This is a genomic window from Streptomyces sp. NBC_01707 (genome assembly GCF_041438805.1).
In the GTDB taxonomy this organism is placed as follows: Bacteria; Actinomycetota; Actinomycetes; order Streptomycetales; family Streptomycetaceae; genus Streptomyces.
The window spans coordinates 8,197,291-8,221,908 of record NZ_CP109190.1 but is presented as its reverse complement, the minus strand read 5'-3'; the positions used below and the strand labels follow the sequence as shown (position 1 = coordinate 8,221,908).

At 71.1% G+C, this 24,618-nt stretch carries 23 protein-coding genes and 1 riboswitch; of the genes, 9 read left to right on the top strand and 14 right to left on the bottom strand.

The features are described from left to right. The first annotated feature begins 120 nt into the window (after positions 1 to 120). Both OG963_RS36865 and OG963_RS36860 read left to right on the top strand, forming a co-directional pair. A complete protein-coding gene (locus OG963_RS36865) occupies positions 121 to 2,844 on the top strand; it encodes a LamG-like jellyroll fold domain-containing protein (RefSeq protein ID WP_093930758.1) in 2,724 nt (907 codons plus the stop codon). Positions 2,845 to 2,972: 128 nt separating this feature from the next. Next, entirely contained in the window at positions 2,973 to 3,662 is a 690-nt protein-coding gene (locus OG963_RS36860) for a hypothetical protein (RefSeq protein ID WP_093777582.1), read from the top strand. 218 nt (positions 3,663 to 3,880) lie between these two features. On the opposite strand, the gene OG963_RS36855 is transcribed toward OG963_RS36860, so the two are convergent. Further along, positions 3,881 to 4,990: a glycosyltransferase gene (locus OG963_RS36855; RefSeq protein ID WP_319327471.1), complete on the bottom strand. Its 1,110-nt coding sequence runs from the start codon at positions 4,988 to 4,990 to the stop codon at positions 3,881 to 3,883. After that, positions 4,987 to 5,526, bottom strand: coding sequence for a WcaF family extracellular polysaccharide biosynthesis acetyltransferase (locus tag OG963_RS36850; RefSeq protein WP_093777579.1), 540 nt, complete (start codon positions 5,524 to 5,526; stop codon positions 4,987 to 4,989). The genes OG963_RS36855 and OG963_RS36850 overlap by 4 nt, the downstream gene beginning before the upstream one ends. A gap of 122 nt (positions 5,527 to 5,648) precedes the next feature. On the opposite strand from OG963_RS36850, the gene OG963_RS36845 reads away from it, so the two are divergent. Then, positions 5,649 to 7,151 (top strand): hypothetical protein, encoded by a 1,503-nt coding sequence (locus OG963_RS36845; RefSeq protein ID WP_176902330.1) that lies wholly within the window; start codon positions 5,649 to 5,651, stop codon positions 7,149 to 7,151. A 64-nt stretch (positions 7,152 to 7,215) separates the two neighbouring features. Here OG963_RS36845 and OG963_RS36840 read toward each other — a convergent pair whose 3' ends face one another. The 3 genes from OG963_RS36840 to OG963_RS36830 are packed head-to-tail and all read right to left on the bottom strand — an operon-like array spanning position 7,216 to position 11,410. Beyond that, complete coding sequence (locus OG963_RS36840; RefSeq protein WP_256223816.1) at positions 7,216 to 8,520, bottom strand: hypothetical protein; 1,305 nt, start codon at positions 8,518 to 8,520, stop codon at positions 7,216 to 7,218. Next, positions 8,517 to 10,208: a lipopolysaccharide biosynthesis protein gene (locus OG963_RS36835; protein ID WP_093777577.1), complete on the bottom strand. Its 1,692-nt coding sequence runs from the start codon at positions 10,206 to 10,208 to the stop codon at positions 8,517 to 8,519. The genes OG963_RS36840 and OG963_RS36835 overlap by 4 nt, the downstream gene beginning before the upstream one ends. Beyond that, the gene (locus OG963_RS36830; protein WP_093777778.1) at positions 10,205 to 11,410 is read right to left on the bottom strand and encodes a glycosyltransferase; all 1,206 of its coding nucleotides are present in this window, start codon (positions 11,408 to 11,410) and stop codon (positions 10,205 to 10,207) included. The genes OG963_RS36835 and OG963_RS36830 overlap by 4 nt, the downstream gene beginning before the upstream one ends. A gap of 673 nt (positions 11,411 to 12,083) precedes the next feature. Between OG963_RS36830 and OG963_RS36825 the strand changes: the two genes are divergently transcribed. Further along, positions 12,084 to 12,794 (top strand): 1-acyl-sn-glycerol-3-phosphate acyltransferase, encoded by a 711-nt coding sequence (locus OG963_RS36825; protein WP_093777575.1) that lies wholly within the window; start codon positions 12,084 to 12,086, stop codon positions 12,792 to 12,794. A gap of 65 nt (positions 12,795 to 12,859) precedes the next feature. Further along, entirely contained in the window at positions 12,860 to 13,918 is a 1,059-nt protein-coding gene (locus OG963_RS36820) for an NAD-dependent epimerase/dehydratase family protein (protein WP_319327464.1), read from the top strand. 84 nt (positions 13,919 to 14,002) lie between these two features. Here the strand turns inward: OG963_RS36820 and OG963_RS36815 are convergent, their stop codons facing one another. The 8 genes from OG963_RS36815 to OG963_RS36780 all read right to left on the bottom strand — a co-directional run bounded on the left by OG963_RS36815 (position 14,003) and on the right by OG963_RS36780 (position 21,005). Continuing rightward, the gene (locus OG963_RS36815) at positions 14,003 to 15,580 is read right to left on the bottom strand and encodes an alpha/beta hydrolase (protein ID WP_030921914.1); all 1,578 of its coding nucleotides are present in this window, start codon (positions 15,578 to 15,580) and stop codon (positions 14,003 to 14,005) included. Between the two features lie 168 nt (positions 15,581 to 15,748). After that, positions 15,749 to 16,513 carry an urease accessory protein UreD gene (locus OG963_RS36810; protein ID WP_093777571.1) on the bottom strand — a complete coding sequence of 255 codons (765 nt, stop codon included), beginning with the start codon at positions 16,511 to 16,513 and terminating at the stop codon, positions 15,749 to 15,751. Beyond that, entirely contained in the window at positions 16,510 to 17,187 is a 678-nt protein-coding gene (gene ureG / locus OG963_RS36805; protein WP_093777569.1) for an urease accessory protein UreG, read from the bottom strand. Before ureG ends, OG963_RS36810 begins: the two co-directional genes overlap by 4 nt. A gap of 40 nt (positions 17,188 to 17,227) precedes the next feature. Next, complete coding sequence (locus OG963_RS36800; protein WP_093777567.1) at positions 17,228 to 17,890, bottom strand: urease accessory protein UreF; 663 nt, start codon at positions 17,888 to 17,890, stop codon at positions 17,228 to 17,230. 13 nt (positions 17,891 to 17,903) lie between these two features. After that, positions 17,904 to 19,625 carry an urease subunit alpha gene (locus OG963_RS36795; RefSeq protein WP_093777565.1) on the bottom strand — a complete coding sequence of 574 codons (1,722 nt, stop codon included), beginning with the start codon at positions 19,623 to 19,625 and terminating at the stop codon, positions 17,904 to 17,906. Next, on the bottom strand, positions 19,618 to 19,929 hold the full coding sequence (locus OG963_RS36790) for an urease subunit beta (protein ID WP_093777563.1): 312 nt from the start codon (positions 19,927 to 19,929) through the stop codon (positions 19,618 to 19,620). The genes OG963_RS36795 and OG963_RS36790 overlap by 8 nt, the downstream gene beginning before the upstream one ends. A gap of 13 nt (positions 19,930 to 19,942) precedes the next feature. Further along, on the bottom strand, positions 19,943 to 20,245 hold the full coding sequence (locus tag OG963_RS36785) for an urease subunit gamma (protein WP_176902329.1): 303 nt from the start codon (positions 20,243 to 20,245) through the stop codon (positions 19,943 to 19,945). A gap of 139 nt (positions 20,246 to 20,384) precedes the next feature. Beyond that, positions 20,385 to 21,005, bottom strand: coding sequence for a TetR/AcrR family transcriptional regulator (locus OG963_RS36780; protein WP_093777559.1), 621 nt, complete (start codon positions 21,003 to 21,005; stop codon positions 20,385 to 20,387). 105 nt (positions 21,006 to 21,110) lie between these two features. Between OG963_RS36780 and OG963_RS36775 the strand changes: the two genes are divergently transcribed. Then, positions 21,111 to 22,103, top strand: coding sequence for an ABC transporter permease (locus OG963_RS36775; RefSeq protein WP_371799853.1), 993 nt, complete (start codon positions 21,111 to 21,113; stop codon positions 22,101 to 22,103). Positions 22,104 to 22,297: 194 nt separating this feature from the next. On the opposite strand, the gene OG963_RS36770 is transcribed toward OG963_RS36775, so the two are convergent. Beyond that, positions 22,298 to 22,582 carry a type II toxin-antitoxin system Phd/YefM family antitoxin gene (locus tag OG963_RS36770; RefSeq protein WP_030921888.1) on the bottom strand — a complete coding sequence of 95 codons (285 nt, stop codon included), beginning with the start codon at positions 22,580 to 22,582 and terminating at the stop codon, positions 22,298 to 22,300. A gap of 95 nt (positions 22,583 to 22,677) precedes the next feature. On the opposite strand from OG963_RS36770, the gene OG963_RS36765 reads away from it, so the two are divergent. The 3 genes from OG963_RS36765 (at position 22,678) to OG963_RS36755 (ending at position 24,606) form a co-directional block, all read left to right on the top strand. Beyond that, the gene (locus OG963_RS36765) at positions 22,678 to 23,313 is read left to right on the top strand and encodes an ATP-dependent Clp protease proteolytic subunit (RefSeq protein ID WP_030921886.1); all 636 of its coding nucleotides are present in this window, start codon (positions 22,678 to 22,680) and stop codon (positions 23,311 to 23,313) included. A 7-nt stretch (positions 23,314 to 23,320) separates the two neighbouring features. Beyond that, entirely contained in the window at positions 23,321 to 23,629 is a 309-nt protein-coding gene (locus tag OG963_RS36760) for a hypothetical protein (protein WP_030921883.1), read from the top strand. Positions 23,630 to 23,932: 303 nt separating this feature from the next. Continuing rightward, positions 23,933 to 24,129, top strand: a riboswitch (cyclic di-AMP (ydaO/yuaA leader). A gap of 3 nt (positions 24,130 to 24,132) precedes the next feature. Next, positions 24,133 to 24,606: a C40 family peptidase gene (locus tag OG963_RS36755; protein ID WP_093777555.1), complete on the top strand. Its 474-nt coding sequence runs from the start codon at positions 24,133 to 24,135 to the stop codon at positions 24,604 to 24,606. Positions 24,607 to 24,618 lie beyond the last annotated feature (12 nt).

The window sequence follows — 24,618 nt, the reverse complement described above, 5'->3', positions numbered from 1 at the left end:
TGTCATGTACTCGTATGGTTCGCGAGCAAACACGTTCATGCAGCCCGTACGGATCCCGGGGACCCCGGCGGGCTCGTCGAGGCAGAGGGCCCGCCACCGGGCCCGGAAGCCGGGGGGTTCATGCAAAGATCCAGAGGGCTCAGCGCCGCTCTCGTCCTGTCCACCGCGGCGGGCCTGGGCCTGGTGGCCCTGCCGCAGCCGGCCGTCGCGCTGACCCCGCCCATCGCCTTCACCGCCGACGACCTGCCGACCTGGCAGACCAACGGCATCGTGTGGGCACTGGCGGAGGCGGGCGGCACCGTCTTCGCCGGCGGCACCTTCTCGCAGGTGCGTCCGCCGGACGGGGGCAGCGGGACCGCGCAGAACGCGGTGAACTTCGTCGCGCTGAACGCGGCGACCGGGAACCCGACGTCCTGCAACCTGTCCTTCACGATCGGCAGCGGCAGCGCGACGGTGCGCGCGCTCGCCGTGTCGCCGGACAAGAAGACGCTGTACGCGGGCGGCTACTTCGGCGCGGTCAACGGCACGCCGGTCAGCAGCCTCGCCGCGATCGACATCGCCACCTGCACGCCCAAGGCGAACTTCCACCCGAGCGTCTCCGCCACCGTGCGCACGCTCGCGGTCACCGGCGACACCGTGTACCTGGGCGGCGACTTCACCTCGGTCGGCGGCAGCGCGCACGCGCGGTACGCGGCGGTGGACGCCACCAGCGGCGCCGTCAAGCCCTTCCAGGCTGACGTCGACGAGCCCGGACGGGCCGTCGCGGTCACCCCGGACGGCGACAACGTGATCCTCGGCGGTGACTTCTTCACCGTCAACGGCGCGAACTCGCACGCCCTGGCCGTCGTCGACTCCGCCACGGGCGCCAACGTCCGCACCTACCCGGGATTCATCGAGAACAACTCGGTGGTCAAGGCTCTCGACACGGACGCCACCGGCTTCTACACCGGCAACGAGGGCACCGGCGGCGGCGTCTTCGACGGCCGCATCGCGCTGGACCTGTCCACGCTGAACCAGCGCTGGCGCGACACCTGCCTGGGCGCCACCCAGGCCGTCAAGTCGTACCAGGACGTGGTGTACAGCGCCTCGCACGCGCACGACTGCTCCAGCGTCGGCGAATACCCCGACGGGCGCCGTCACCACCTGCTCGCGGAGCCGACCACCGGCACCAACAAGCTCGGCTGGTTCCCGGACACCAACGACGGTCTGGGCGAGGGCATCGGCCCGCGCGCCATGGCAGTCTCCGAGACCTCCGACAACAAGTACATGTGGGTCGGCGGCGAGTTCACCACCGTCAACGGCTCGGCGGCCCAGGGCCTGACGCGCTTCGCGGCGACCCCGGACGTCGGTGCGCCGACGGTGCCCTCGGTCGGCGCGGAGTCGGTCAAGCCGACCGAGGCCCACGTGCGCTGGCGCGCGAGCCTCGACACGGACGACACCAAGCTGACGTACAAGGTGTACCGCAACGGCGGTTCCACGCCGGTGTACACGGTCGACGGCGACTCCGTGGAGTGGTCGCGTCCGCAGCTGTCATTCACCGACACCAATGTCACGGCCGGTTCCACCTACAGCTACCGGGTGACCGCGACCGACGGGGCGGGCAACGCCTCCGCGCTGTCCGCCACGGCCTCGGTGACGGTGCCGACCTCCGCCCAGAAGTACCCGGCGAAGGTGCTCGACGACGGCGCGAACCTGTACTGGCGCTACGACGAGTCCGCCACTCCGTTCGTCGGCGACACCTCGCCCGGCGACCAGAGCGGCATCCACGTCAACGGGCCCTCGTTGCGCCAGACTCCGGCCGCCGTGACCGGTCCGTCCACCGCCATCGGTTTCGACGGCAGCGACCAGATCGTCTACAGCGACAAGCGCACCACGGTGCCGAGTCAGTACTCGATCGAGACCTGGTTCAAGACGACCACGACCAGTGGCGGCAAGCTCGTCGGGTTCGGCGACAACACCACACGGGCCAGCGGAAATTACGACAAGCACGTCTACATGCGCAACGACGGCCGGCTGGTCTTCGGCGTGTGGACGGGCACGGCCCGCACCATCACCACACCCAACAGCTACAACAACGGTGCCTGGCACCACGTCGTCGCCACCCAGGGCTCCTCCGGGCTGGCGCTGTACGTGGACGGCACCCAGATCGGCACGCTCGCCGAGTCCAACAGCCAGGCCTACAGCGGCTACTGGCACGTCGGCGGCGACAACCTCAACGGCTGGCCGAACCAGCCGTCCAGCAACTACTTCGCCGGGCAGATCGACGAGACCGCGATCTACCCGTCGGTGCTGAGCGCGGCCCAGGTGCAGAGCCACTACACCCTGGCCACGGCCCCGGCCGACAGCGTGCAGACGGTCCGCGCCACGGACGACACGTACGTCAACGCCGGTGCCGCGAGCACCAACTACGGCACCTCCAGTTCGCTGGCGGTGCGCGGCAGCGCGGCGTACGAGACGTATCTGCGCTTCGACCTGCCTGCGGCCCCGGCCGGGACCGTGCTCAAGAGCGCGCGGCTCGCGGTGAAGACGACCACGCTGAGCAGTGCGGGCAGCACGGACGACTACGCCGTACGGCCGGTGACCGGAAGCTGGACGGAGGCGGGGACCACCTTCGCCTCCAAGCCCGCCCTGTCCTCGACCTCGGTCGGCACCCTCAGCGGGGCCACCGACCTGTCGACGGTCTACTCGGCGACGCTCAACACCTCGGCGCTCTCTCCCGCTCTGGGAGGCAGCTACGACCTGGCGCTCACGAGCACCGGGACGGACGCGCTGTGGGTGTGGTCCAGTGAGGCCTCGGCCGCGGAGAACACCCCGCAGCTGGTGCTGACCTTCGGGGCGCCGTAACCCTCACGGCGTCCCCGTCGGCGGTGTGCCGGGCAGTGCGCCCGGCACCCCGCCCACCCCACCCGGGCCCGCACCTTCGTGTGCGGGCCCGCCTTCATACCCGGCCCGCTCGGGCCGCAGGAGCCACCATGCACACTCGTACTCTCCGGTCCCTCCGGCGCGGGGCCGCCGCCGGCGCCCTCATCGCGCTCCTCACGCTCTCCGGCTGCAGCTCGGACGGCGGTACCGACGCGGCAGCGAAACCGACGCGGGGCATCTCCGACGACCAGGCGGCCGGTGTCCCGGACGACCAGGCGAGCCCGGTTCCCCAGGCGTCGTCGAGCCCCTCCAAGGGCCCGGTCCTGCCCGACGCGAAGCTCACCCCGGCGACCGGTTCCTTCACCGCCAAGGAGAGGAAGTTCCTGCACGGCCGTGTGCCGAAGAACATGGACCCGGCAGCCGTGCTCCAGGTCGGGCAGGAGACCTGTCAGCGCATCGAGCGCACCGCCACCCACGACAAGGACGCCGCGATCGGCGCGCTCATCGCCGGGGACCTGCCGTCCGCCGACGACGCGATCGCCCATCTGTGCCCGAAGCAGAAGCCGCTGCTGGACAAGGCCGCGACGGGCTTCGCCGACGGCACGCGCAAGAAGCCTGCGCCGGGCACCTACCGTGCGCTGACCAGCGCCGAGGGCTGCACCTGGAAGGCACTGGGCGCGGACGACAAGGTGCTGGCCTCGGGCCCCGGCCCGGACGCCCCGAAGAAGGTCACCGCCAAGATCCCGTCCGGGACCCGTACGTTCGTCTCCTCGGGCTGCTACGCCTGGCTCCCCGCGTAGCGGTTGCCGTTCGGGTCGGCGCGGGTCCGCACCGACCCGAACGACCGGGACCCTTGTTGCCGAGGGCTGTCCCGTAATCCCTGGTGGATCGCCGCGTCGGGTGCGGTGCACCGCGAGGCGGAGGGGCGTCTTCGTACCGGTCGTATTCGGGCGTTGCGACGACGCGGCGAGGTGCCGTAGCTGCCGTCGTGCGCCCGCCGGGGATGACGGGACAGCCCTTACGCCCGCTCGTACACGTCGAGGAGTGTGCCGAGGACGGCGTCCATGGCGAACGTCTCGGCGGTGAGCTTGCGGGCCGCCTCCGACGCGGCGCGCCGGGCGGCCGGGTCCAGCAGGTCGAGCACCGCCGGGGCGATGCCGTCGGCTCCCGTCACCACCCGGCCGGCGCCGGCCCGGTCCACGTCGCGGGCCAGACCGTTGGAGTCGGTCACCACTACCGGCGTGCCCACGGCCATCGACTCCAGGACCGACATCGGGAACGGCTCGTCCACCGACGGCAGGACGTACACGTGCGCCCTTCGCAACTCCTCGGTCATGCGTGGCCCGTCGAGCGGTCCCGGGCAGCTCACCCGCGCCGCGAGTCCCAGCTCGTCGATCCGCCGCCGCACCGCGTCGAGTTCGCCCTCGTCGGGGCCCGCCACGACGAACGTGGCCTCGGGGTGCCGGGCCAGGATCGCGGGGGCCGCCTCCACCAGGTCGACGGGGCGTTTGCGGGCCTGGAGCCGGGCCGCGTACAGGACGCGCGGCGGTCCCTCCGGTGCCGGGCCCTCGGGCTGCGCGGGCACGCCGTTCACCAGGCGGACGGCGCGGGCGAGGCCCGTCCCGCCCACCACGGCCTCCAGGTCCCGCAGTTCACGCGTGGTGAGGTGCAGGACGGCGGTGGCACCGCGCAGCACCCGCCGCACCGCGACCGCGTCGAGAACCCTGGCCGAGCGCCGCTCGCTCGGGTCGACCATGCCGTGCGTCTGGAGGACCAGCGGCTTCCCGGCATGTAGCGCGGCGAGCGCCACCGGCAAGGTCACCAGGTCGCGGGCCAGATGCACATGGACGACGTCGGCCTGCCGCACGAGACGGTGGGCGCCGGCGAGCAGGGACGGCGAGGTCAGGCCGCTGAACCCCAACGGCAGGATCCTGCGGGCCTGGTGGAGGCGGGCGGGCACGCCCTCCACCTCCTCGGGCAGCGGCCCCTGGAAGCCGTCGGCGAGGGCGGTGAGCCGGGCGTCGTGCCCGCGTTCCCGCAGTCCCTTGCAGAGGTTGAGGGCGACCCGGACCGGGCCGCCGAAGGCGTGGGTGGGGCTGTGCAGGGTGACCGCGTGCAGCACTCTCACGCGGGCTCCTCGACGGGTCGGCGCCGGTTGTCGGCGGTGTGCAGGGTCAACTCGGGCAGGTCCTTGTGAAGGACCGCGCCCGCACCCACGACGGCGCAGCGGCCGACCTTCACCCCGGCGAGGACCATGGCCCGGGTCGCTACCCAGGCTCCGTCGTCGACGGTGATCGGTGCGTTGCGGTAACGGAAGTCGGCGGCGCGGTGGTCGTGGCTGCCGGTGCACAGCATGGCCTCCTGGGACAGGCACACATGGGCGCCGAGGGTGACCGGCTCCAGGTTGAGGATCCACGCCCCCTCGCCGATCCAGGTGTGGTCGCCGACCGTCAGCTTCCACGGCCAGAGCACGCGCACCCGGTGCCGGATGAGCACCCCCGTGCCGATCTCGGCGCCGAAGGCCCGCAGCAGCGCCGTCCTGACCCGGGCCGGGGTGAACCACGCCATGAAGACGGTGTTCATCACCGCGAACCAGAGCGCCTGGACGAGTATCCCGCGCCCCTTGTCGTATCCGGCCAGTGTGAAGGCCGGGAGATCACGCATCGATCCATCCCCCCAAAAGCGCCTCCCCAGACGCTACTTCGCCACACTCTAATAGCTGACCGTTCACCACGGGCGAGCGCTCGTTACACTGCGCCGGGGATCTCTTTCGGGGCGGGGGCGCCATGACGCAGCAGATCGACCGGGGCACGAGCAGTACCCCCGTGTCATCGGAGCCGGGCCGACAGGTGGCGGTGCCGCCCTTCCGGCCGCGCACGCTCCTCTCCCGCGCGTTGTCGGTGCCGCTCGTCCTCGGTTTCGCGGTGTTCCTGCCGTTGCTCGTGCTGGTCCAGCCCGGCACCGGTCTGCACGACTCGGCGCTGTGGCTCCAGCTCGCGCTCACCATGTACGCCGGCATCCGGCTCTCGGCGATGATCCTCTCCAGCCGGCGCAAGCTGCTCGCCGGTTCGTTCTGGCTGTTCGTCTACATGGCGATGGGCGTGGCACCACTCGCGCAGGCGGTGCTCGGCCGCACGCCGACACCTGTGGTGGGTGCGCGCACCGATCTGACGGAGGCGGTCGCGCTCGTCCTGATCGGCTGTGTCGCGTTCGACATCGGCACCCTGTTGGCACGCCAGCGGCCCGAGCGGAAGCGGGAGGACAAGCTGCGGCCGGCGCTGGTGCACCGCCGGCGCCTGTACCTGCTGACCCTCCTGGCCTTCCTCGGCTCGGCGCTCCTCGTCGTCAAGCTGGGCGGTCCCGCGGTCTTCTTCACGAGCCGCCAGGAGATCATCAGCAGTGTCCAGGAGGCGGGGCTCTCCCAGGCGGACTCGCAGGCCGGACAGGCCATCGTGCGCGGCTTCGGCACCGTGCCCGCCCTCATCGCCTGGCTGGCGTACACGCGCTGGCTGGTGACCTCGCGGCGGGCCCGCCGTTCCGTGGTGATCATCGCGGTCTGGGGGGCGCTGGCCGCGCTGAACGCGGTGGTCAACAACCCGATCTCCAACCCGCGTTTCTGGTTCCTCACCGTCCTCTTCTCGCTGCTGTTCACCGTCTTCCCGGTGAGCGCGGCCTTCTACCGGGTCGCGCTCAGCCTGGGCGTGATCGTGGCGCTGGTCGTCTTCCCGTTCGCGGACCGCTTCCGATACGACGACGCGAACTTCCGTCCGGTGCAGACCACTTCACCGCTGGAGCCGCTGGCCCTCAAGGACTACGACCAGGTCGGCATGTTCGCCAACACCATCACTTACGTCCGTTCGGGCAGCGGTCACACCTTCGGCCGCCAGATGGCCGGCTCGGTGTTGTTCGCGGTCCCCCGCTCGGTGTGGCCCGGCAAGCCGATGGACACCGGGGTCATGGTCGGCCAGTGGATGGGTGCGACGAACACGAACCTCTCGTCGCCGGTGTGGGCCGAGCTGTGGATCGACTTCGGCCCGGTCGGGATGGTGGCGGGGTTCGTGGCCATGGGATACGCGGCGGCACGTGTCGACCGGCGCTACGCCCGCCGCGCGGTGCGCAGTGCCCGGCCGGGCAGTCTGATCGCCCTGGCCGTGCCGCTGGTCGCCGGCTACTCGTTCATCCTGCTGCGGGGGCCCCTGCTCCAGGCATCAGGGCGCGTGGCCATCGCGGTGTTCTGCATCGCCCTGATCACCACGTTCCGCCAGGACCGGGCGCCGGGGCTGCGCTGACCGGAGGACCGAGGCCCTGGGGAGCGGCCGCGCGTCGTGCGCTCCGCTCCCGACGCGGTGACGTTCAGTTCGCGGGGACCACCGGTACCGCTGCCGTCGGGGTGGCCTCCTCCACCCTCAGGCGCGCGACCCGGGTCCAGGCCGCGACCGCCTTCAGTGCAGAGCCCGCGGCCAGACCCCAGGCCGCTCCGAGCGCCGAGCCGGTCAGCAGGTATCCGGCGAGCATGAGGACGACCGCGAGCAGCGAGAACACCACCTGCACCGACAGGGTGGCGCGCGGTCTGAGCACGCGCAGGGTCACGAGGGCGCAGGTGCCCAGGCCCATCACCGCGTACTGGGCGCCCGAGGCGGGCAACAGGGTTGCGGTCAACTGCCATGTGTCGCCCAGAAGTTGGCGCCCGACGTGGTCGGGAAGTGCGTACAGCACGAGTCCCCAGGCGAGGCCGACGGCGCTGAGCACGAGGCCGAGCAGCGCGGTGGCGCGGGTGGTGGCGCGACGGCCGCCGAGCCGGTTGAGCAGCGGCGGCCCGAAGGCGTTGACCGAGTTGAAGAGCACGTTGAGCGGCCCGAAGAGCGTGGTGGCGCCGCGCAGGGCACCGACCGCGAGCGGGGCGGCGAACAGGCCGAGGCCGAGCACGGCGAGCTGGCTGGAGGCGTTGCCGACGGCGAACTCCACGACGAAGCGCTGTCCGAGGTGGCCCCGGCGCACGTAGGGCCGCAGGTCCGCCCGCGAGCCGCGGACATGGGGCCACAGCAGGCGCAGGCCGAGCAGCAGCGCCGGGGCGGCCGACACACCCCACACCGCCACGAGGAGTCCGGGCGCGGCGTGCCGGGGCTGGAGCAGCAGAGCGGGCACCACGCACACCAGACGCAAGGTGTCGGCGGCCAGGGCCAGGCCGGGGCGACGCAGGGTGGAGAACGCGTACCGCAGCCCGTCCTGCACGAGGACCAGGGGCAGCACGAGCCCGAGGGCGAGGAAGGCTCCACCGGGTCCGGCCCAGCCGCCGGTGACGGCGCCGGTGACCGCGCCGACGGTGGCGAGCAGGACCCCGACGATGCAGGATGCGAGGGAGGTGAAGGTGATCGCGGACCGGCAGGCGGCGCCGGTGTCGCCCCGGGTGAGGACGACGGCCTGGCCGACGTACGCCATGTTGAGGCCGAGCAGCACCGTGAAGGTGAGGTACACCATCGAGAAGGTGGCGAAGCCGTGCACGGTGGAGACGCGGGCGGCGATCACCAGCACGGCGATGTTGGTGAGGCTCGACGCCGCCTGGTCGAGCACCGAGGCGAGGGCGGCCGCCGACCGCCGCGGGGTGCGCGGCGGGTCGGACGGCTTCTCGTACGGCAGCTCTTCCTCCGCGGCGGTCACCGGTCCCCCGAGCGGACGGTGCGCAGCGCGACCGTGTCGCTGCCGTCGCCGTCGAAGTGCCGCTCGGGTTCGGGGGTGTTGCTCGGCTCGGGAGTGGGGGCCGGCTGGCCCTTGGAGGCCCGGCGTCTGCTGCCACGGCGGGCGGCGGGCGTCCGGTCCCTCTTGGAGTCGGTGTGCGTCACCGCACCGAGAACGGTACCGCCGGCACCGACGATCAGTTCGCGGATACGCATCAGGTCGGCGCGGTGCACGGTTCGCGGGTCGCAGACGATGAGCACGCCGTCGACCCGGTCGACGAGCGCGAGGGCGTCGGCGTACGCGAGGACGGGCGGGGCCACGACCACGACGGTGGCGTCCGGATCGTCTGCCTCGGCGATCAGCCGGGTGGTCCGGGCGGAGGTCAGCGCGCGCGGAACGTTGCGCACGCGTTCGCCGGGGACGAGCCCGAAGGATCCCGACTCGCCCGCGTCGAAGAGGAGTTGTCCTCTGCTCGGCCACTCGCCCTCGGCGTGCTCGCCGGTACGGCTCCAGCGGGGCCGGGAGGCGACGGACACGTCGAGCCGCTCGGAGAGCGACGGGGTGCGCAGGTCGGCCTCGACCAGCAGGACGTTCTTGCCGGTCTCGGCGAACGAGGCGGCGAGGTTGACCGCGACGGCGACACTCGACCCCATGGAGCCGCGCGGGGCGACGACGAGCAGTCGGCGCCGGTCGGCGAAGCGCTCGTCGTAAGCGAGGCGGAAGGCGATCGAGCGATACTCCTCGGCCGCCCGGGAGTCGGTGTGTCCGACCACCAGGGTTCCCGCCGAGCCGCGGGGCAGCGCGCCGAGGACGGGACCGCGGACGGCGCGGGCGACGTCACCGGCCGAGCGGGGCGCCGGGTCGAAGACGAGCCGCACCCAGGCGCCGAGCAGGCCGAGACCGACGCCGACGAGGCCGCCGAGACCGAGTGACAGCGGCAGCCCGGGCCCGTCGGACGAGGAGGGGGCCGTGGCGTTGCGGATCACGTTGCCGGGCGTCATGTCGAGCGCCTTCAGGCTGGTGATCTTGCTGCGGAGGTCGGTGATGCGGTTGAGCAGGTTGGCCTGCACCGCGTAGGCGGAGTCCGCTGCTGATCCGTCGGGAAGCTGCTTGATCTGCCGGGAGAGCTCGTCGTTCTGCTTGGCGACCGGATTGAGCTGGTCCTGCAGGCTCTTGAGCATCGAGTCGCGGACGGACTCCCACTGGTCCTTGCGCATGTCGATGTACGACGTGGTGAGGGCGTTGGCGCGGCGCGCCGCCTCCTTCGGGTCGGACGCGTTGTACGTGAAGTGCAGCACGAGGGTCTGCGGCGGGTTGGTGACCTGGAGCCCGCTCTGGAGCTGGTCCACCTCGTCCGCGCTCATCCCGAGCTGCTTCGCGGCGCCTTGCGCGACCGAGCGGCTGAGGGCCGTCTGCCGCTCGGAACCCATGTTGAGCGCCTTGTCGCCGGAGAGCGTCGGCGCGAAGGGGTCGCTCGTGGGCGCGCGGAGCACGATGTCGGTGGTGGCGGCGTAGCTGTCGGCGCCGGTGACGCCGAGCCAGGCGCCGGCCAGCAGTCCGATGCCGACACCGCCACCTATCAGCCACCGGTAGCGCAGGAGTTGGCGGAACTGCTCACGCAACTGCTCCGGCTCGTCCTCCCCCCGGACGGGAACGTGTGTCTCGTTCACCTTCCAAGTCCCCCCATTGCCTCGTCGATCAGCGCGTCGATGCGCGCGAGACCCGCCTCCCGTGACAGATGGGCCGCTACATGGCGCGGACCCGCCGCGCCCAACTCGTCCGCCATCTTCGGATCTGCGGCGAGTCTACGCACCGCTGACAGGAACTGATCAGGATTCTCCGGTTCCACAAGCATTGCGGCACCTGATCGCAGCGCTTCGCGGGCCGTACCACCTTCGGCAGCGACCGAGGCGACCACCGGGCGGCCCGCCGCGAAGTAGGAGGTGAGCTTGGAGGGGACGCTCATGTCGAGGACGGAGGCGCGCTGGGTCACCGCGAGGACGTCGGCGGCGGCCAGGACGTCCGGGAAGTCGGCGTCGTCCACCGGCGGCAGGAACTCCAGGTTGGGCAGCCCCTCGGCGAGTGCGGCGAGGTGCTCGCGCTGGTTGCCGTCGCCCATCAGGACGATCCGGGTGGCCGGGTCGCGGCGGGCTGCGTCCACCAGTACCTCCAGGCCCTGCTTGAGGCCCATGTTCCCGGAGTGCAGGACCACGGTCTGCTCCGGCCGCCAGCCGAGCCGCTCGCGGGTACGCTCGCGTGGCGCCGAAGGGGCCTGTATGTGCGACCAGTTGGGCACCAGGCGTATGCGTCCGGGGTCGACACCCATGGCCCGCACCCGCTCGACGAACGTCTCGTGGATGACGCCGACCAGCGTGGCACGCCGCAGCACCCAGGACTCCGCGCGCTCGGCCAGCTCGGCGGCGCGGCCACCGCCCTGGATACCCGACTGCGCGGCGGCGGCCCCCATGAGGTCCTGCACGACCGGCACGTACGGTGCCCGGTACCGGGCGGCGACGCGGACGCCGAGCACGCCCCCGGCGAGGCTGGGCAGTTGGGCGAGTACGGCGTCGAGGCGGCCGGTGCGGGGCGGCGCGACCAGGCCGTGGGCGAGTATCGAGCTCTCGAACAGGGCCCTGCGCAGGGCGCTCTGGCGCGGTGGGACGCTGTGCCGCCTGCGGTGCACGGTGACTCCGGCGCGCTGCTCGGTCGCCCGCCACACCGTGCGGTAGGCGGGGTCGAGGCGCCAGGACGGGTAGTGCGGGAGCCCGGCGAGGACATGGGTGTCGTGGCCGCGCCGCGCCCAGTGCTCGGCGATGCCGGTGGCATAGGGGCCGATACCGGTGTGCTCGGGCGCGTAGTTGGTGGACACCAGGAGCAACCTGCGTCCGGAGGACCCGACTTCGCTCTCCTTGCCGGCGTTCCCGTCGATGTCCGGCTCGTCGGTGCGCTGCACCGGAACCGGCACCACCGGACCGACCGCCGTACCGCTCCGGTCACGACGCTCGTCGTGGGTATGTGTCACGCGACGAAACCTTCCCCCCGGCCGCCTCGGCGGCCTCCCCGGTGTGTTCGCGCCTCACGGGACCCCCCGGTCCCGCGCACTGCTCGGCAGTGAGCCAGGACGCACCCCAATTGTTCACCCTTCCTGCACCGAGCATGGACGCTATCGTCAAAGTCCGCACATCTCCGCAAAGGAGTGCGCACAAGGGGACATCATCGATCGCGGCACCTGTGCCACTGAGCAAGGCGTATCGCAAGGACTTCGCGCCGGGCGCCCACGATCCTTCCCACATCGGGCACTTGAACATCCTGCGCCACGCACGTGCCCGGTGCGGCCATCTCGTGGTTCCGACCCCGGCCCGCACCGACTCCCATGCGGCACCGGGCCGACACCTTGCCAGCGCGGTCGGCGGAGGGTCGGTATCGACCCGCCCGCAGACGGTTACATGTGACGGCGGCTGCACATAGGCTGTCCTCCCTGAGATCTTCGCTGACCTGGCAGAATGCAGCCCTGGAGCTGATCCGGCAGAGCTTGGAGCCGCCCCGTGTTCTATTACGTGCTCAAATACGTCATTCTGGGGCCGTTGCTGCGGTTGCTGTTCCGGCCCAGGATCGAGGGACTGGAGCACATTCCGGAGGAGGGCGCGGCGATCGTCGCCGGCAACCATCTGTCGTTCTCCGACCATTTCCTGATGCCCGCGATCATCAAGCGGCGCATCACCTTCCTTGCCAAGGCGGAGTACTTCACCGGCCCGGGGCTGAAGGGGCGGCTCACCGCCGCGTTCTTCCGCAGCGCCGGACAGATCCCGGTGGACCGGTCCGGCAAGGAAGCGGGGCAGGCCGCGATCCGGGAAGGCCTCGGGGTGCTGAACAAGGGCGAGCTGCTCGGGATCTATCCGGAGGGGACCCGTTCGCACGACGGCCGGCTCTACAAGGGCAAGGTCGGTGTCGCGGTGATGGCGATCAAGGCCCAGGTGCCGGTGGTGCCGTGCGCGATGGTCGGTACGTTCGAGATCCAGCCTCCCGGCAAGGTCGTACCGCGGATCAAGCAGGTCACCATCCGCTTCGGTGAGCCGCTGGACTTCGCCCGCTACGCCGGGATGGAGAATCAGAAGGCGGCGATCCGGGCGGTCACCGACGAGATCATGTACGCGATCCTCGGGCTCTCCGGTCAGGAGTACGTCGACGAGTACGCGGTCAAGGTGAAGGCCGCGCAGGCCGGACAGACGAAGAAGTTCCCGAGACTGCGACGCTGACCGCGAATCCGCGATCGGCGAACCGGCATGGCCCGACGGGGCCGCCTCCGCCTAGCGTTCCTCCCATGGGCAAAGGGCACGCATGGATTCTTGGAGCGACGGGACAGATCGGGCGGGCCGCGGTGCGGACGCTCGTCGAGGACGGCTGGGAGGTGACGGCGGTCTCGCGCGGCGGTGCGCGGGACGAGCAGTGGGCCGACGGCGTACGGACGGCGACCCTGGACCGGGACGAGGAGGGGGCGCTCGCCGCCGCGCTGGGCGACGGCTGTGACGTACTCGTCGACATGGTGGCGTACGGCGAGCAGCACGCCCGGCAGCTGACCGGGCTCGCCGACCGGATAGGTTCGGCGGTCGTCATCTCCAGCGGTGCGGTGTACGAGGACGATCGTGGCCGCAGCTTCGACACCCAGGGCGAGCCCGACGGTGCCCCGCGGTACCCGGTGCCGATCCCGGAGACACAGCGCACGGTGGCGCCGGGGGACGCGACGTACGGCACCAGGAAGATCCGGCTGGAGCGGGATCTGCTGGCGGCGGGGGACGCCCTGCCGGTGACGCTGCTGCGGGCAGGTGCGATCCATGGCCCGCACTGCCGCTCGCCCCGCGAGCTGTATTTCGTGAAGCGGCTGCTGGACGGGCGCGGACGACGGGTGCTCGCGTACAACGGCACGAGTCGCTTCCATCCGGTCCACGTGTCCAACGTGGCCGAACTGATCCGGCTCGCCGCCGCGCAGCCCGGGTCGAGGGTGCTCAATGCGGCCGATCCTCAGGCGCCCACGATCGCGGAGATCGCGTCGGCCGTCGACCGCGTGCTCGGCCTGGAGACGGAGACGGTGTTGGTGGACGGAGCGCCGCCGGTGGGCGACGTCGGCGATACGCCGTGGAGCAGTGCGCATCCCATCGTGTACGACATGACTGCCGCCGGGAAGGAGCTCGGCTACCGGCCGGTGACGGGTTACGTGGAGTCGCTGCCGGAGACCGTCGAGTGGCTCATCGGGCAGCTGGACGGCCGGGACTGGCGGGACGCCTTCCCGGCGATGCTGCGGGCATACGGCGAGGGACTCTTCAACTATGAGGCGGAGGACGCCTGGCTGGAGCGGTATGACCGGGAACGGCGGGCGCGGTAGGGCCGAGGGTCGGCAACCGAGCCGTACGGGGGGACGGGCGGCCGTTGATGATCTTCCGGCCGCCCGTCCCCTTCGCTCAGCCGACTACGGCTTCGGGGTCGCGTGCGGGGCGCACGTCACGTCCTGCCGGTCGGTCTGCCCGGTGAGCAGGTAGTTGTCCACCCGGTCGTTGATGCAGGGGTTGACCAGGCCCGTGACACCGTGCGAGCCGGCGTCCTTCTCGGTGATCAGACGCGAGCCCTTGAAACGCTTGTGCAGCTCGACGGCACCCTCGTACGGAGTGGCGGCGTCACGCGTGGACTGCACGATCAGCACCGGCGGCAGGCCCTTGCCGGTCTTGACCTCCAGCGGGGTCTGCTGCTTGGCCGACCAGGTCGCACAGGGCAGGTTCATCCAGGCGTTGGCCCAGGTCATGAACGGGTAGTCCTTGTGCAGCCGGGTGTTGTCGCGGTCCCACTTCTGCCAGCTGGTGGGCCACTTGGCGTCCGCGCACTCGACAGCCGTGTACACGGCGTTGCCGTTCTCCGAGGAGGCGTTCCCCGCGAGATCCGACATGTCGGGGCCCGCGGCGTCGACCAGCGCCTGGGTGTCGCCCGCCCGGTAGTCGCTCCAGGTCTGGGCGACGAGGACCCAGGTGGAGTCGTAGTACGGCGCGTTCTGGAAGAAGCCGATGAGCTCGGCGGGTCCGACGACGCCGCCGATCGGGCTCTTCTTGGCCGAAGCGCGCAGCTTCAGCCACTCCTGCTCGACCTGGGCAGGCGTGGTGCCGATGTGGAAGGCCGCGTCGTTCTTGGCCACCCACGCCGTCCAGTCCTCCCAGCGCTGCTGGAAGGCGATGTCCTGGTTGAGGTTGGCCTCGTACCAGATGTTGTCCTTCGCCGGGTTGACCACGCTGTCGACGATCATGCGCCGGACGTGGTCCGGGAACAGCGTGCCGTAGACCGCCCCCAGGTAGGTGCCGTAGGAGACGCCCAGGAAGTTGAGCTTCTTCTCACCGAGCGCGGCGCGGATGACATCCAGGTCGCGTGCGGTGTTCGGCGTCGTCATGTGCGGCAGCATGTCACCGCTGCGCTCGGCGCAGCCGTCCGCGTACTCGGCGGCGAGCTTGCGCTGGGCGCGCTTGTCGGCCTCGCTGTCGGGTACCGGGTCGGCCTTCGGGGCCTTCACGAACTCCTGCGGGTCGACGCAGGAGATCGGCGCCGAGTGGCCGACACCGCGGGGGTCGAAGCCGACGAAGTCGTACGCCTTCGCGGCCTTCGTCCACAGCGGGTTCTTGTTGGTGATCCGGGTGGGGAACCGCAGCCCGGAGCCGCCGGGGCCGCCCGGGTTGTAGAGCAGCGCGCCCTGCCGCTCCGCCTTCGTACCGGTGCTGACGTGCCGGTCGACGGCGAGCTTGATCTGCTTGCCGTGGGGCTTGGCGTAGTCCAGCGGTACGGTCACCCAGCCGCACTGGATCGGAGTGGACAGGGCCCAGTCGGCCGGGCAGTCCTTCCAGTCGATGCCGGTGTGGGCCGCACGTGCGGCGGCGATCTGGACGCCGCGTGCCTCCGAACCGCTGTGGTGGCGGCCGTCGGCTGTGGCCGTCGGTGCGGCTATCGCGCCCGCTATGAGCGTGCCCGCGATCAGAGTGCCGGCCGAGCCGAGCACTGCTGTGCGTCTCAAGTGGAACCTCCCCCATTGTCTGAAGCGCCGCGATCGGCGGCGCAGTTCACTTCGAGACCTCCCGCGGATCCTGTCGCCTGTGAGGTTCCTGAGAACAGGGCGTACACGCACTTCTTTACCGAATCGATAACCGGACACCCGTGTCCCGCTGAGCGGTGCGCGACCGCGTCAGCCCGCCGACACCTCGTCCAGCGCACCGTCCAGGACGCTGCGCAGCTGTCGTGCGTCGGGGGCCACGGCGGTCACCAGGATCGCGGGGCCGACCAGCCGGGTGAGAACGGCGGTCGGCCCCAGCAGCCTCGTATCAGGGCACTTGTCCTCGAACGCCGGGTCCACGACGAGGAGCTGGCCGACCGCACGATGTCCGCCCAGCACGGCGGCACCGTCCCAGCCGCCGGGCGCCCCCGGTCCGTACGCCACCTGCTGATCGAGAAGCGGGCGCCCGGCGCGGCGGACGGTGAGGCGGCTGATGAGGGTGCCGGTGGTCTCTCCGTGGCGCCCGAGGATCTGTTCCTCGCGAAGCACCAGCCTTGCGGTGTCGGCGAGTTCGGCCCTGGTGGTCATGTGCAGCTCGCTGCCCCGCGCCGAAATGAGCTGTTCCGGGAGCCAGTTGAGCTCCGCCCTCTCCCCCACCGTCAACGCGATGTCGTAAGTGGCGGATCGGACATCCGGTCGGGGTCCGGGCAGCGCCACGGTCGCCGCCGCGGAGTCCACGGTGAGCCGGGCACCGTCCTCGACCCGCGCCTCGATGGCGAGACGGTCGCCGCCCAGCGGTGCGCTCATCGCGCCGACGACGGTGACCCGGGCGGACGGGGCGCCGGTGGCCCTGGTCCGGCGCAGGGCGAGCGGCCCGTCGCTCTCGAGGACCGGGAGAACCGTGGCGCCGCGACCGTCGGGGACGGCGGTGACCCGGGCGGTCGCGTGGACGCTCATGCGGTCCAGACGGCGAGCTGCGCCCGTACCCAGTCCGCGACGGGCTTGACGCCCTCGGCGGAGGTGAGGGAGGTGAGGGCGACGGGGAGGGTGCCGCGCTGCTCCGCGGCGTCCCGGGCCATCCGGTCCAGATCGGAGCCGACGTACGGGGCGAGGTCGGTCTTGTTGATCACGAGGAGGTCGGAGGTGGTGACACCGGGGCCGCCCTTGCGCGGGATGTCGTCACCGCCCGCCACATCGATGACGAAGATCTGGGCGTCGACCAGGCCTTTGGAGAAGGTGGCGGTGAGGTTGTCACCGCCGGACTCGACGAGGATCAGATCGAGCGGGCCGACGGTGTCCTCCAGGTCCTCGACGGCTTCGAGGTTGGCCGAGATGTCGTCGCGGATGGCGGTGTGCGGGCAGGCGCCGGTCTCGACGGCCTGGATGCGCTCGGGCGGCAGCACGGCGTTGCGCAGCAGGAACGCGGCGTCCTCGCGGGTGTAGATGTCATTGGTGACGACGGCGATGGACAGCTGGTCGCGCAGCGTGCGGCAGAGCGCTGCGACGGTCGCCGTCTTGCCGGAGCCGACGGGGCCGCCGAGCCCGATGCGCAGGGCGCGGCGGGTGCCGTCGGCGCGTGCGGCGTCGGCGCCGATGGCGGCCGGGCCGTCGTGGGAGTGGTCGAGGTGCATGGGGTGCGGCTCCTGAGGGGTGTGGTGCGGGCTTTCGGCCCTATGAGGCGAACAGGCGGACCGGCCAGGCGGCGTGCGCTTCGGCGGTGACGTCGAGCAGAGGCGCGGAGGCGGCGGGCAGCGCGTCGATGCCGTGGTGAACGGCGGCGGCGGCCTGTTCGGCGACCCGGTCGAGTTCGGGCGCGAGGCGGGCGAGGACGGCCGTGACCTCGAAGGGGTTCAGAGACAGCAGCCGGACCGCCGCGGTGGCCGGTCCGCTGACTGTTTCGTACGCGACGCAGTGCGCGGCGTCCTCGGGGCCGAGACCCGCCGCGCGTGCGGTGAGGCCGAGCACGACGGGCTGGTGGGCGCCGCGCGGCCGGGCCTCCGCGAGTGCGGCGAGTTCAGGGCTGGGCCAGGTGGCACGGGCGGCCCGCATCAGCTGACGGCCGAGCTTGCGCGCGACCGCGCGCAGTGCGGGTGACGGGGTGCGGACATCGGCGGCCTCGTCGAGCGCGAGCGGGTCGAGGCCGTGGGCGGCCGCCGCGGCGAGTGCGGCGGAGGTGAGTCCGGTGGTGTGCAGGCGGCCCCGGCAGAAGGCGGCGAGGTCCTCGACGTCACGGATACGTCCCGCCTCGACGGCCGGCTCGGCGCCACCGGAGTGGGCGTGCCCCCCGGCGGGGAACCGGCCGTCAGCCAGGACGAGCAGTGCTGCGCGGTTCATCACATGGCCCGTCTCAGAAGAGGAAGTAGCGCTGGGACATGGGGAGTTCGACGGCCGGCGCGGGTTCGACCGGTTCGCCGTCGATGGTCACGGCGAAGCTGTCCGGGTCGACCTGGACCCGCGGCAGCGCGTCGTTCTCCCGCATGTCCGCCTTGGTGACCCTCCGGGTGCTGGTGATCGGCACGAAGCGTTTGCCGAGTCCCAGGCGCTCCGGCAGCCCGTCCTCGACGGCAGCGCTCGCCACGAAGTTGAGCGAGTTGGCGGCGGGCGCCCGGCCGAGAGCGCCGAACATCGGCCGGGGCATCACCGGCTGCGGGGTGGGGATGGACGCGTTGGCGTCGCCCATCTGCGCGTATGCGATCTGTCCGCCCTTGATGACGGTCTGCGGCTTGACGCCGAAGAAGGCCGGGTCCCACAGCACCAGGTCCGCGAGCTTGCCGGTCTCGACGGAACCGATCTCCTGGTCGAGACCCTGGGCCACGGCCGGGTTGATGGTGTATTTGGCGACATATCGACGCACCCGGTGGTTGTCGGCCCGCCCGTCGCCGGGCAGCGGGCCGCGGCGCTTCTTCATCACATGGGCGGTCTGCCAGGTGCGCAGGACGACTTCGCCGACGCGGCCCATCGCCTGCGAGTCGGAGGAGATGATCGAGATCGCTCCGAGGTCGTGGAGGATGTCCTCGGCGGCGATGGTGGACGGCCGGATCCGCGACTCGGCGAAGGCCAGGTCCTCCGGGACGGCCGGGTTGAGGTGGTGGCAGACCATCAGCATGTCGAGGTGTTCCTCGATGGTGTTGACGGTGTGCGGCCGGGTGGGGTTGGTGGAGCTGGGCAGGATGTACGGCTCCGAGACCACGGTGATGATGTCCGGCGCGTGCCCGCCGCCGGCGCCTTCGGTGTGGTACGCGTGGATGGAGCGCCCGGCGATCGCGGCAAGGGTGTCCCCCACGAAGCCGGCTTCGTTGAGGGTGTCCGTGTGGATGGCGAGCTGAGCGCCGCTCTCCTCGCACACGTTCAGACAGGCGTCGATGACGGCCGGGGTGGCCCCCCAGTCCTCATGGATCTTGAATCCGAGCGCTCCGCCACGCAGTTGGGCCCGCAGAGCGTCGCCGGACATCGTGTTGCCCTTGCCGAGCAGTCCGATGTTGACGGGGTAGGCCTCCAGCGAGTCGAACATCCGGGCGAGGTGCCAGGCGCCCGGCGTGACCGTGGTGGCCTTCGTACCCTCGGCCGGGCCGGTGCCGCCGCCGACGAGCGTGGTGACACCGGCGGAGAGCGCCTGGTCGACGATGGTCGGTGAGATGAAGTGGACGTGCGCGTCGACGGCCCCCGCCGTCACGAACTTGCCGTTGCCCGCGATGATCTCGGTCTCCGGACCGATGACGAGGTCGGGGTGGACGCCGTCCATCGTGTCCGGGTTGCCGGCCTTGCCGATGCCGGTGATCCGGCCGTCGCGGATGCCGATGTCCGCCTTGACGATGCCCCAGTGGTCGATGATGACGGCGCCCGTGATGACGGTGTCGGGAGCCCCTTCGGCGCGCGTGGTGCGCGCCTGGCCCATCGATTCGCGGATCACCTTTCCCCCGCCGAACACGGCCTCGTCACCGGCGAGTCCGGGGCCACCGGAGCGGTCCTCCTCGATCTCGACGAGCAGATCGGTGTCGGCGAGCCGGACGCGGTCGCCGGTGGTCGGCCCGAACAGGTCGGCGTACACGGCGCGGTTGAGCTCAGCCATCGAGGGCACCTCCGGTCTCGCCGCGCAGCCCCGGGACGATGCGCAGTCCGGCGAGGGGCACGAGTTCGATGTCGACGGGAATGCCGGGCTCGAAGCGGACCGCGGTCCCGGCGGCGATGTTCAGCCGCAGGCCGTGGGCGGCCCGGCGGTCGAATTCGAGGCCGGGGTTGGCCTCGGCGAAATGGTAGTGCGAGCCGACCTGGACGGGCCGGTCGGCGGCGTTGAGGACGGTGAGGCGGGTGACCGGGCGGCCCGGGTTGAGCGGCACCGGCCCGTCCGCGTGGAGGATCTCTCCGGGAATCATCGGCGGCGCCCCGTCAGACGATCGGATCATGGACGGTGACCAGCTTGGTGCCGTCCGGGAAGGTGGCCTCGACCTGGACGTCGTGGATCATCTCGGGGATGCCGTCCATGACGTCGTCACGGGTGAGCACCTTCCGCCCGGACGCCATCAGTTCGGAGACCGTACGGCCGTCGCGGGCACCTTCCAGCAGATGAGCGGTGATCAGCGCGACCGCCTCGGGATGGTTGAGCCGCAGTCCACGCGCCCGACGCTTCTCCGCCACGTCGGCGGCCACGTGAATGAGCAGGCGTTCCTGCTCGTGCGGGGTCAGTTGCAACGCTTCCACCTCACAGTCGTCCGCCCAGTACCGGTGCTGGGCGCAGCGAGACACCAACTGCGCTCAACAGACTGTTGAACTCAGGACCGGTGTCTCACACCGAGGTATTGCACGTTAGGGCGGAAGTTTTTCCGGCGCGTTAACTGATCTCTTGCAGGTCCATGGACATCAGGCCGCGCAGGCCGTTCTCCAGCACCCCGGGCGCGGCGTCCCCGAACAGCGCCAGCTGCACGATGAATCCCTGGGCGGTGGCGATCAGGGTGCGGGCCACATGATCGGACGGCACGTCGGCGGCCAGGATGCCGGCCTCGCGGTAGACCTCGACCAGCTCCGCCCAGGCCAGGCGCAGCCCTTCGTAGGCCTCGCCGAGGGTGGCGGCCAGCCGCTCGCTGCGCAGGGTCTCGGACCACACCTGCACGATCAGCCCGGCATAGGCCCGTCGGTCCATTCCGCGGCTTTCGCCGCTGAAAAGCGTCCGCGTCACACGACCGATCAGCACGTCGGGGGTGGGTGACGGGCTGACCCGGGCCGCCTCCTCGAACGCCTGCCGGACACTGCCGACCGCCTCTCCGGCGATGGCCGCGATGAGATCGTCCTTGCCGCTGAAGTAGCGGTAGACCGCACCCGCCGAGAGCCCGACCTCATGCAGTACGTCCTGCATGGAGGTGCCGTGGAAGCCCTTCCGCGCGAAGCAGCGTGCGGCGCCGTCGAGGATCTGCCGACGGCGGGCGTCGAGGTGAGCCTGGGATACGCGAGCCATGGCCTCAATCTAAAACGAACGTTCCTTCTTGACAAGGCACCGCACCGGAGGACAGTGTGACCACCCGTAAAACGAACGATCCTTCTCTTTGAATCGAGGCCCTCCATGCCCGCCACCCCGAACCGCCGCATGGTGGCGGTCGTCCTCCTGATCCCCCTGGTGGTGACCCTCGCGCTCTGGGCCTTCGCCTGGCCCGCCGCCCGGATCGCCCCACGGCACCTCCCGGTGGGCATCGCGGGTTCCGCACCGGCCGCCGATCGCGTCCAGCAGCAGTTCGAGCGGCACGGGGACGCCTTCGAGATCCACCGCTTCGGTGACGGGACCGCGGCCCGCGCCGCCATCGAGGACCGGGTCGTATACGGCGCGGTCGTGATCACACCGAAGGGGCCGCAGCTGCTGACCGCCTCGGCGGCGAGCCCGATGGTGGCCCAGCTGCTCCGTGAGGCCGTCACCACTCAGGACCTGGCCGGCAGCCAGGTGCGGGTCACGGATGTCGTGGCGGCTCCTGCCGGGGATCCGCGAGGCAGCGCGCTCGGCGCGAGCATCCTGCCACTGGCGATCGCGGGCGTCGCCGCGGGATCCGCCGTCACGTTGCTGAGGCTGCGCGGCGGCCGCGCCGCCGGGGCGCTGATCGGCGTCGCCGCGCTCGTCGGGATCGCCGCCGCGACCCTCACGGACAACTGGCTCGGGGCGATCACGGGTGACTGGTGGACCGAGGCCGGGGCGCTCGCGCTCACCGTGCTGGCCATCGGCGCGACCGTGGCCGGGCTTGCCGCACTGATCGGCCCGTCCGGGGTCGGGATCGGCGCCCTGCTGATGGTGCTGCTGGGCAACCCGTTCTCCGGCGTCACCAGCGCACCTGAGCTGCTGCCTCAGCCGCTCGGCGTCATCGGGCAGTTGCTGCCGCCGGGGGCGGGCGGGTCACTGCTGCGGTCCGTCGCCTTCTTCGACGGCGGTGCGGCAGGCGACGCGGCGCTGACACTCGGCCTGTGGGCGGCGGTCGGACTGACCGCGGTCCTCATCGGTGGCCGACGCCGGACGCCACCCGCGGCTACGGCCCCCGCACCCGGCGCTCCGGCAGCGGCCCTCGCGGGCTGAGCGCCCCTCCCGAACCGCCGCGCACCCCCGCTGTAGCGGACGGGGGTGCGCGGCTCTTCTGCTCCACGCGTCATGGACTCACGGCGTCACCGGGCGTCCCGGCGCCGGGTGACGCCGTGTTGCCGCCGGGGCGGGGAGCACGCACTCGCGCCGCGGCGAGGGCGCCGAGCGAGCTCACCACAGGTCACATACCGTCAGTTGCCCGGGTCCGTCCGCCCCCGGTGTTCCGCCGCGATGCCGAAGCGCCGCCGTTCGCCCGGAGCGGATGCGGCGGAGCCGATCGAGGAGACCGAGCTGATCACCTGCTCCTCGGCAGCCGCTTCTTCCTTCTCGAGTCGCTCCAGGTCAGCGGCCGAAACGAGCGCCACCAGCGGCTTGCCGTGCCGGGTCACCACGACTCGCTCGCCGCCGTAGACGACGCGGTTGATCAGTTCGGCGAGCTCAGCTCGGGCTTGCGTCACCGGAATCTCGTAGGCCATAGTCCCCATCATAACCTTCTGTACGTCCTGTACATTTTTTACAGACGCTTGTGCAGGCCGCACGCAGACGCAGACACCGGAGGAGAGGCTTCACCATGTTCCGCCCTGCCGCCCGTTACGTACTGCCCGAGTTCACCGAACGCACGACCGACGGGACCCGCACCCTCGACCCGTACTCCAAGCTGCTCGCCGAGCGGATCGTCTTCCTCGGCACTCCGGTCGACGACACCGCCGCCACCGACCTGATCGCGCAGTTCATGTACCTGGAACACGCGGCACCCGACCGGCCCATCTCCCTCTACATCAACTCCCCCGGCGGATCGTTCGACGCCATGGCGGCGATCTACGACACGATGGAGTACCTCACCTGCGAGGTGGAGACCTTCTGCCTCGGACAGGCCGGTTCCAGCGCGGCCCTGCTGCTCGCCGCGGGCGCCCCCGGCCGGCGGCACGCCCTCCCCGGTGCCAGGGTCGTCGTGCAGCAGCCCGCGCTTCCCGAGGCGCTGCAGGGCCAGCCGTCCGATCTGGAGATCGAGGCACGGGAACTGATCCGCATCCGTGAGCAGCTCACCCGCCTGCTGGCCCGTCACACCGGGCGAACTGCCGAGCGGATCGCCGCGGACATCGAGCGCGATCTCATCCTCGACGCCCCGGGCGCCAAGGCGTACGGCCTGGTGGACCACGTTCTGGAGAACCGCAAGAAGTCGCTCCCGCCGAACGCCGCGAGGTGAACACCCGATGCAGCCACCGGAGTTCCCGCCGCTGCCCGCACTGACGCGCGCCGAGGCCGAGTTCATCGACTGTTATCTGGAAGTGCTCGACCAGTTGGGGCGGATCAACCCCGCACACGGCAGCGACACCTACGGCGCGCTGCGCGCCGCGCAGGCACTCGCCTCGCGGGCCGTCGCCCTGCGGAACGCACTCGCGTCGATGCACGAGCGCGGTGAAGCGCAGATCCACGCCGCCACCTTGGCGCGAGCGCTCCGCGTGTTGGACGGGGAACGACGGGCCCGACGGGTCACCGTGCCCCCTGCCCAGACGAGTTGATCAACTCCCTTCCGCGACACGCCCGGCGGCCTGATCAAAATTCCTCGCTCGTTCGGCGTAGGAGGTCCCCCGCGCGAGGGATTGTTCAACTTGCGCCCCCGGAGTGGCCGGTGAACGGAGTCTGCCATTCCGCCGCTGGTACGGGACCGGTCGGGGAGACCGGCCGGGTTCACGGTGCGACTGTACCCACCCGTACGGGTCAATCACGACGAAACTTCCATATCGCAGTGAATCCTAGGAAATCCGGCACTCGGTGAGTCAAGATCCGTGGGACGACAAGCCCCCGCCACCGCGGCGGGGCGGTTCGGGCGGACGCCGAGTCCTGCCGCCGCCCGGATGCCTGGTCGACAGAGGTGGATCGGCAGGAGTGGAGGACCCGAGCACAACGGGTCGACCGGACATCCGGTCGACCCTCGGGGTGAAGCCGCCGAGTGCGGCCGGGCAACTTCGCCAGCCCGAACCCGACAGGTCATCCTTCACAGGCGGCTGACGAAGGGTTGCGCATGACTGCGCAGGTTCATGTCCCGTCTCTGCTCACCCGGGCCGGCACCGCCACGGTTCTGACGCTCGCCGCCGTCGGCGGCTCCGTGATCGCCCCCGGCGCTGTGGTCGAAGCCCAGGCCGCGGCTCATTCCACGAAGGCGCTCAACATCGCCGCGTCGAAGAAGGGATCGCCGTACCGGTACGGGGCCACAGGCCCCCACCGCTTCGACTGTTCGGGTCTGACGATGTACGTGTTCAAAAGGGTGGGCAAGAAGCTCCCCCGCACGGCCCAGCAGCAGTACAACAAGACCCGGCACATCTCGGCCTCGCAGCGACGCCGTGGCGATCTGGTCTTCTTCCACTGGGGGCGCGGCGTCTACCACGTAGGGATCTACGCCGGTAGGGGCAGAATCTGGCACTCGCCGAAGACCGGTTCCGTGGTGCGGCTGGAGAAGATCTGGACGCGGAGTGTCTGGTACGGACGGGTCCGCTGACCTCCGCGTCCT

Coding starts and splice junctions, on each gene's coding strand:
- OG963_RS36770 (WP_030921888.1), bottom strand. CDS start 22,582: ATGGCCTACGAGATTCCGGTGACGCAAGCCCGAGCTGAGCTCGCCGAA.
- OG963_RS36775 (WP_371799853.1), top strand. CDS start 21,111: ATGCCCGCCACCCCGAACCGCCGCATGGTGGCGGTCGTCCTCCTGATC.
- OG963_RS36845 (WP_176902330.1), top strand. CDS start 5,649: ATGACGCAGCAGATCGACCGGGGCACGAGCAGTACCCCCGTGTCATCG.
- OG963_RS36860 (WP_093777582.1), top strand. CDS start 2,973: ATGCACACTCGTACTCTCCGGTCCCTCCGGCGCGGGGCCGCCGCCGGC.
- OG963_RS36780 (WP_093777559.1), bottom strand. CDS start 21,005: ATGGCTCGCGTATCCCAGGCTCACCTCGACGCCCGCCGTCGGCAGATC.
- OG963_RS36810 (WP_093777571.1), bottom strand. CDS start 16,513: ATGAGCGTCCACGCGACCGCCCGGGTCACCGCCGTCCCCGACGGTCGC.
- OG963_RS36800 (WP_093777567.1), bottom strand. CDS start 17,890: ATGAACCGCGCAGCACTGCTCGTCCTGGCTGACGGCCGGTTCCCCGCC.
- OG963_RS36795 (WP_093777565.1), bottom strand. CDS start 19,625: ATGGCTGAGCTCAACCGCGCCGTGTACGCCGACCTGTTCGGGCCGACC.
- OG963_RS36760 (WP_030921883.1), top strand. CDS start 23,321: ATGCAGCCACCGGAGTTCCCGCCGCTGCCCGCACTGACGCGCGCCGAG.
- OG963_RS36765 (WP_030921886.1), top strand. CDS start 22,678: ATGTTCCGCCCTGCCGCCCGTTACGTACTGCCCGAGTTCACCGAACGC.
- OG963_RS36755 (WP_093777555.1), top strand. CDS start 24,133: ATGACTGCGCAGGTTCATGTCCCGTCTCTGCTCACCCGGGCCGGCACC.
- OG963_RS36790 (WP_093777563.1), bottom strand. CDS start 19,929: ATGATTCCCGGAGAGATCCTCCACGCGGACGGGCCGGTGCCGCTCAAC.
- ureG (WP_093777569.1), bottom strand. CDS start 17,187: ATGCACCTCGACCACTCCCACGACGGCCCGGCCGCCATCGGCGCCGAC.
- OG963_RS36850 (WP_093777579.1), bottom strand. CDS start 5,526: ATGCGTGATCTCCCGGCCTTCACACTGGCCGGATACGACAAGGGGCGC.
- OG963_RS36865 (WP_093930758.1), top strand. CDS start 121: ATGCAAAGATCCAGAGGGCTCAGCGCCGCTCTCGTCCTGTCCACCGCG.
- OG963_RS36820 (WP_319327464.1), top strand. CDS start 12,860: ATGGGCAAAGGGCACGCATGGATTCTTGGAGCGACGGGACAGATCGGG.